Genomic DNA, 6724 nt, shown 5'->3' on the forward strand with positions numbered 1-6724 from the left:
AAACAGAGCCAATCACACATCAAAAACACGACATCTGTATTTAGCCGGTGGTACGACATTTCAATTTTGCTTTGACAATTGATGCCGAGGCTCAATTCAAATGTCGTACTTGGAATTGCGACAGCTAGCGAATCGTCTATCCGTACGTGCCGCGGGGCGCCCGGTCGAACCCGACCGTGCGCGCTTCGGACGGCATTGGCAACGGCCGCGTTCAATGTTCGCTCTTGGCCGACTCCTTGCTGCGTTCCGCCGACTTTGCCCCGTTCTTCTTGCTCGCTGGACCGGACTTGTTTTGTTTCGGCTTCGCTTCGCCCTCGACCTTGGCGAACGTGATCGCGTCCTTGTCCTTGTCGTAGCTCACGTCTACCGTGTCGCCCGGAGCGAGCTTGCCGCCGAGAATCTCCTTCGCGAGCCGGGTCTCCAGTTGCTGGCGGATCTGGCGTTTCAGTTCGCGTGCGCCGAATTCGGGCCGATAACCCACATCGGCAAGATGATCGATGACCGAGTCCTGCACCCTGAGCTTGATGTCCTGAGCCGCCGCCGTGCGCGCGACGCGGTCCAGCTGTATCTGCACGATCGAGCGGATGTTCTCGCGCGAAAGCCCGTGGAACACGATGATTTCGTCGATGCGATTCAGGAACTCGGGGCGAAAGTGGCCTTTCAGCACGTCCATGAGCTTCTCGCGCATGGCTGCCTCGGTGTCGCGGTCCTTCTCGGTTCTCTCGAGGTTGTCCATGATGATGGACGCGCCAAGATTGCTGGTCGAGATGATGACGGTGTTGCTGAAGTCGACGACGCGGCCCTTGCCATCGGTGAGGCGGCCATCGTCGAATACTTGCAGCAGCACATTGTTCACATCGGGATGCGCCTTCTCGATTTCGTCGAGCAAGATCACGCAGTAGGGACGGCGGCGCACGCGTTCGGTCAGCTGTCCCCCTTCGTCATAGCCGACGTATCCCGGCGGCGCGCCGATCAGCCGCGCGACTGCGTGGCGCTCCATGTACTCGGACATGTCGATGCGGATCACCGCCTGCTCGTCACCGAACACGGTCTCCGCTAGCGCCTTCGCAAGCTCGGTCTTGCCGACGCCCGTCGGTCCCAGGAACAGGAACGTCGCGATGGGCCGGTGCGCTTGCCCCATGCCCGCGCGTGACAGCCGCACCGCATCGCTCACCGCGACCACGGCTTCGTCCTGACCGATCACGCGTTCGCGCAGCTTGCTCTCCATCTCGAGCAGTCTTTCGCGTTCTTCCTGCGTGAGTTCGGTGACGGGAATGCCGGTGAGACGCGAGACCACTTCCGCGACCGCTGCAACCGTCACTTCGAGCGTCTCCGATCCGGTCTTGCGCTGCCATGCCTCGGTCAGGTCGTCGAGCTTCGTCTGCTTCTCGTTGATGCGTTCCTCGAAGTTCTTCGCTTCATCGAAACGCTTGCGCGACGAGGCATAGGCCTGCTCGCGCTTCGACTGGGCGATTTCCGCTTCCAGCTCCTGCATTTCGGGCGGGCGCGACTTCGAGCCGATTCGCACGCGCGCCGCAGCCTGATCGATGAGATCGATAGCCTTGTCGGGCAAATAACGCGATGTGATGTAGCGGTCCGACAACTCCGCTGCTGCGACGAACGCTTCATCGGCGAAAGTGACCTGATGGTGCGCTTCGAGTTTGTCGCGCAAGCCGCGCAAAATGACGATGGTTTGCTCGACCGTCGGCTCCGGCACGAGCACCGGCTGAAAGCGCCGCTCGAGCGCCGCATCCTTCTCGATGTGCTTCTGGTATTCGTTGAGTGTCGTCGCGCCGATCAAACTCAGCTCGCCGCGCGCGAGCGCCGGCTTCAGCACGTTCGCGATGTCGAGTCCGCCCTCGCCGCCGCCCTGACCCGCGCCGACTATCGTGTGCAACTCGTCGATGAACACGATGAGTTCATCCTGCTTCGAAGTGATCTCGTCGATCACCTGCTTTGCGCGCTCTTCGAATTCGCCGCGATACTTCGCGCCCGCGACCATCGAATTGATGTTGATCTCGATGAGCCGCTTGTTGCGCAAGTCTTCGGGCACGTCGTCGTTCACGATGCGCTGTGCCAGCCCTTCGACGATCGCAGTCTTGCCCACACCCGGCTCGCCGATCAACACAGGATTATTCTTCTTGCGCCTCGCGAGCACCTCGATGGTACTTTCGATTTCTTGTGCGCGTCCGAGCACCGGGTCGAGTTTGCCTGCGCGCGCCATCGCGGTGAGATCGCGGCCGAACTTGTCGAGCGTCGGCGTGCCGGTCGGCGTATCGACGCGGCCGTCTTCCGCACCCTTGCCCACGACCTTCACCACTTTCTGGCGAAGCGCCTCGGGCGTGACGCCGTACTTTCGGAGGAGCCCCCCGGCGATGCTGTCGGTCACGGACGCAAGCCCTATCAGCACATGCTCGGGACCGACATAGGAATGGCCGAGTTCTCGCGAGGCCTGGAACGCGTACTGAAAAGCCTTCTTCAAGCGCGGCGAAATCGTCATCTTTTCGACCGGCGTATCGGGCGCGGCTTTGCCCTTTTGCGCGTGCTCGTCGATATAGCGGCGGATGTCGTCGGCAGAAAGCTTCAACTCCTTGAAGAGCGCCTGCACGACGTCCATGTCGGCCAGCACGTAAAGCACCTGCTCGGTGTCGAGTTCCGTCTTCTGCAATTCGTGCGCCTTTTCGGCGGCGCGTTGCAGAAGTTCCATCGTCTGCTCGCTGAAGGCATCGGTCACGTCGACGGACTCGCGCGGCACCGAAGCGACGATATCGTCCTCGTCTTCCTCGCCAGTGCCGTCCGTGTCACCCATCAGACGCGACAGACCTCCGCCGCCCAGTAAGGAATCGAAAGGATTCAGCATGGTTTGATGCCGCATCAACTGGCGATAGTCGTACTCGCAAATCGACATCGATTTGCGGCGGCCGTTCTGCACGACGGTTACCTGCGCAACCGCCGGACGGGCATGACAAATCTCGCAAAGGGCTGGCATATCAATCGTCTCCGGTTGGGGCGATTCGATACCTATGGCGCACAGCGCTGAGTTCTTTCGAACCGCCGGGTGTCGAGGGGCATCTCCTGACAAGTCTCTTTCGAACGTGTTCCTCCGTGCGGCGTGTCGGCTAATTCGCCGGCCGCGATGAAACGGATGCCTGACTCATCGCTAACGTTCATCGTGAGTGAGCGGTGGTATCGGACAGCATTCGACGTTCCGTTAAATGCCTGCTCTCTTGCACCGATCTTCTTTTCGCGTTGAATCATCGCGACCACGGGCAACGGGTGGCCGGTGGCTCTGCATTGGTGTCCACGCCAGGGGAAGCATCTCCGTGTGCTACGCGATGTGAGCGTTTCGCGAAACGGCTCGTCTCTGTGTCTGATCCGCGGCCCGTCACCAGATCGGTGCGCTTCGTCGTCCTGGACAGGTGCTCATGACGAGGCATCACCGATGCAGACTATGCGTGCGCGTCAACTGACCGAATGGCGACCCTTCCGGCTCGTGAACCTAGCCGCTGTTGCAACATCTGCAGCCAAGTGCAAGTTCTCCGCGATTACGCGATTACACGTCGCGCGCCACGCATCGATTAGATAGCCGTACCAATCGCACCGAATCTCGATGCTCATCCGCGAGCCGACTCTGTCGACATGAATCGGGCACGCCGATAGCTGCCGATTTCATCACGCACCGTCACGAATAATGCGCGGCGTTGGCACTCACTGTTTAGGATGGCGATAGATTGTCCGGATTCAACCAGCAATACCAGAAGCTGTCTGCAAGGTGCCGGTCTGCATGAGAGGGGACGTCCCGCAGGGATGGGTGCGAGCGTCGCGAGCATGTCTGAGCACTCGCGTTGCACGAATCCGCAGGCGGGCCGCACTGGAGAACCAACCTATGCGAATCGCACAAATCGCACCGTTGCACGAAGCGGTTCCCCCGAAGTTATACGGCGGCACTGAGCGCGTGGTGTCGTATCTGACAGATGCACTCGTCGACCTCGGCCACGATGTGACCTTGTTCGCAAGCGGCGATTCGCAGACCCGCGCGAGGCTCGAACCAGCCTGGCCGCGCGCGCTGCGGCTCGATCCGGGCATCCGCGATTCGCTTGCCCCGCACATGCTGCTGCTCGAAACCGTTCGCCGCCGCGCGCATGAGTTCGACGTCTTGCACTTCCATCTCGAGTACCTGCCGTTCCCGCTGTTCTCTCAAAGCGATACGCCGTTCGTCACGACGCTGCACGGCCGTCTCGATCTGCCCGAGCTGCGCGCGATCTTCGCGACGTTCACGCACGCGAACATCATCTCGATCTCGGACGACCAGCGTAGCCCCTTGCCGCGCGCAAACTGGCTGAAGACGGTGTATCACGGCTTGCCGGACGGCCTGCTCACGCCGCAGCCGCACAAGAAGCCGGAATATCTGGCGTTCCTCGGCCGCATCAGCCCGCAAAAGCGTGCCGATCTCGCCATCGAAATCGCGGCGCGAAGCGGCTTGCCGCTGAAGATTGCGGCGAAGGTCGACAAGGCTGATGAGAAGTATTTCGCGTCGACGATTGAGCCGCTGCTTTCGCAGGCGCACGTCGAATTCATCGGTGAAATCAGCGAAACGCGGAAGCCGGATTTTCTGTCGGGTGCGAAGGCGCTACTGTTTCCGATCGACTGGAACGAGCCGTTCGGCCTGGTGATGATCGAATCGATGGCGTGCGGGACGCCGGTGATTGCGTTCAAGCGCGGAGCGGTGCCCGAGGTGATCGATCATGGCGTGACCGGTTTCATCTGCGAAGACGTGCAAGACGCGGTCGGCGCACTGCATCGGATCGACGAGCTGTCGCGCGCCCGCGTCCGCGCGCAATTCGAGCGCCGCTTCAGCGCCAGCAGGATGGCGCAGAATTATGTCGATGCCTATACGTCGATGCTGCACGCCGCCAAGCGCCCCGTGCCGCGTTGGGAATCGCCGAGGTGCGCGATGGACGGAAGACGGAACCATTGGAATGCCGACCGTAAGCGAAGCGACGCACTGACTTGCGAAACCATCGACGACAACGAGCCTGTGCCGCAACGAAAGTTTCAACGCGCTCGCTTCGGCGGTCCGAACATCGGCAGCGACAATCCTTGGACCTTCGCCCTTGCCATTCTGCGAGGCCTAGGCAGCTTGGCCACCCTAGGCTGGGCTTTGGGCACGGTTGTAGCCGTGGCCGTCACGAAGCTGCGCACGCGCGGTGATCACGCGCTTCGTCTGGAGTCGTCAGCGCTCCGATGACTGATTGCCGGCGTGTTCCCTGCAGTTCAGCCAACGTGGACTGCCGCGTTGAAGATCAGCGCCATCACCAGGCCAACCACAGCCACGATGGATTGAACCACCGAGATCGTTTTGGTGGCTTCGCCCATCGTCATGCCGAACGATTCCTTCACCATCCAGAAGCCGGCGTGGTTCGCATAGTTGAAGAACAGCGAACCGCAGCCGATGGACAAGGCCAGCAAAGGCAGGTTAAGGCTCCGATCGGCGCCGGCCAGCGGAGCCAGCAGACCCGCCGCGCCGACGATTCCCACCGTCGCCGATCCGGTAGACACGGACAGCAACATCGCGATCAGCCATCCGAGGATCAGCGGGGGAAAAGCGAAGTGCTGCGTCAGATGCACGATCGCCTCACCCACCTTCGCACTGGTCAGCATTTCCTGAAACGCGCCGCCGCCGGCGATGATCATGATGATGGAAGCAATCGGCTTGAGGCTGTTGCCGAGCGCGTGACGCAGCTTTTCGGCATCGCCGCCCCGGGCGAGGACCAGCGCCGCAACTGCGAAAAGTACGCCCAGCAGCATGGCTATCAGCGGATTGCCGAGGAAGCTGGCAACGTGCAGCATCGGTGCGTTCTTCGGCAACACCATCTCCGCCACCGCATGAACCAGCATCAGGATGGCGGGCAACAGGGCCGCCAGCACGCCGAGACCGACCCCCGCGCGGTGGCCATTGTCGGACTGTTCGACGACGGTGAACTGGTCCAGCAAGGCCTGATCGGGCCTGGTGCTCATGCGCGGCGAGATGAACGCGCCATAGAGCGGGCCGCCCAGAATCATCGCGGGAATGGCCGCCAGAAAGCCGTACAGCATGGTCGGCCCCACCGAAGTCTTGAGCGTGGCGATAGCCGTCAAAGGACCCGGATGGGGCGGCACCATGCCGTGCATCGCGGCAAGAGCCGAAATCACGGGCACGCCGACGTACACATAGGCCGAGCCCTTGAACCGGGCATGGCTTTCCAGCTTGCGCGCTACGCTGAAGATCAAGGGAAGCATGACGACCAGCCCCACTTCGAAGAACATCGGAATGCCGACCACGAAAGCCACGAGGGTCATCGCCCAGGGAATCATACGGTCGGAGGCGCGCCTCAGAATGGCCTCGGCAATCTGCTCGGTAATGCCCGCATCCGCGAGGATTTTGCCGAGCATCGCACCCAGCGCGATGACGACGCCCACCGCGCCCAACGTCTTGCCCGCGCCGTTGGTCAGATGCTTGACGATGCTTCCCGGCTCCATGCCGGTTGCGAACCCTACGCCGATTGAAACGACGAGCAAAGCGAGAAGCGGATGCATCTTGATGCGCGACACGATGAGCGCGACAAGCAGCACCACGCTGATCAGCGCGGTCAGCAACAAATCGATATCTAGTACAACATCCCGTAATTACCTTTAATAATTATCGGGCTGCAGATAAGGCTGTAGGAGCGTGACGACGACCTCG

At 61.3% G+C, this 6724-nt stretch carries 2 protein-coding genes and 1 pseudogene; 1 reads left to right on the forward strand and 2 read right to left on the reverse strand.

Features of this window, described 5'->3' with window-relative positions; translation table 11 throughout:
* Positions 1 to 211: 211 nt before the first annotated feature.
* Positions 212 to 2989 carry an ATP-dependent Clp protease ATP-binding subunit gene (locus NCT05_RS22705; protein ID WP_250503211.1) on the reverse strand — a complete coding sequence of 926 codons (2778 nt, stop codon included), beginning with the start codon at positions 2987 to 2989 and terminating at the stop codon, positions 212 to 214.
* Positions 2990 to 3886: 897 nt separating this feature from the next.
* Between NCT05_RS22705 and NCT05_RS22710 the strand changes: the two are divergent.
* Positions 3887 to 4933, forward strand: a pseudogene (locus NCT05_RS22710) (glycosyltransferase family 4 protein); the annotation flags it as partial.
* A 341-nt stretch (positions 4934 to 5274) separates the two neighbouring features.
* On the opposite strand, the gene NCT05_RS22715 reads toward NCT05_RS22710, so the two are convergent.
* Entirely contained in the window at positions 5275 to 6645 is a 1371-nt protein-coding gene (locus NCT05_RS22715) for a GntP family permease (protein WP_250503212.1), read from the reverse strand.
* Positions 6646 to 6724 lie beyond the last annotated feature (79 nt).

Origin of the sequence: Caballeronia sp. AZ7_KS35 (assembly GCF_023631045.1) — a bacterium.
Classification (GTDB): domain Bacteria; phylum Pseudomonadota; class Gammaproteobacteria; order Burkholderiales; family Burkholderiaceae; genus Caballeronia; species Caballeronia zhejiangensis.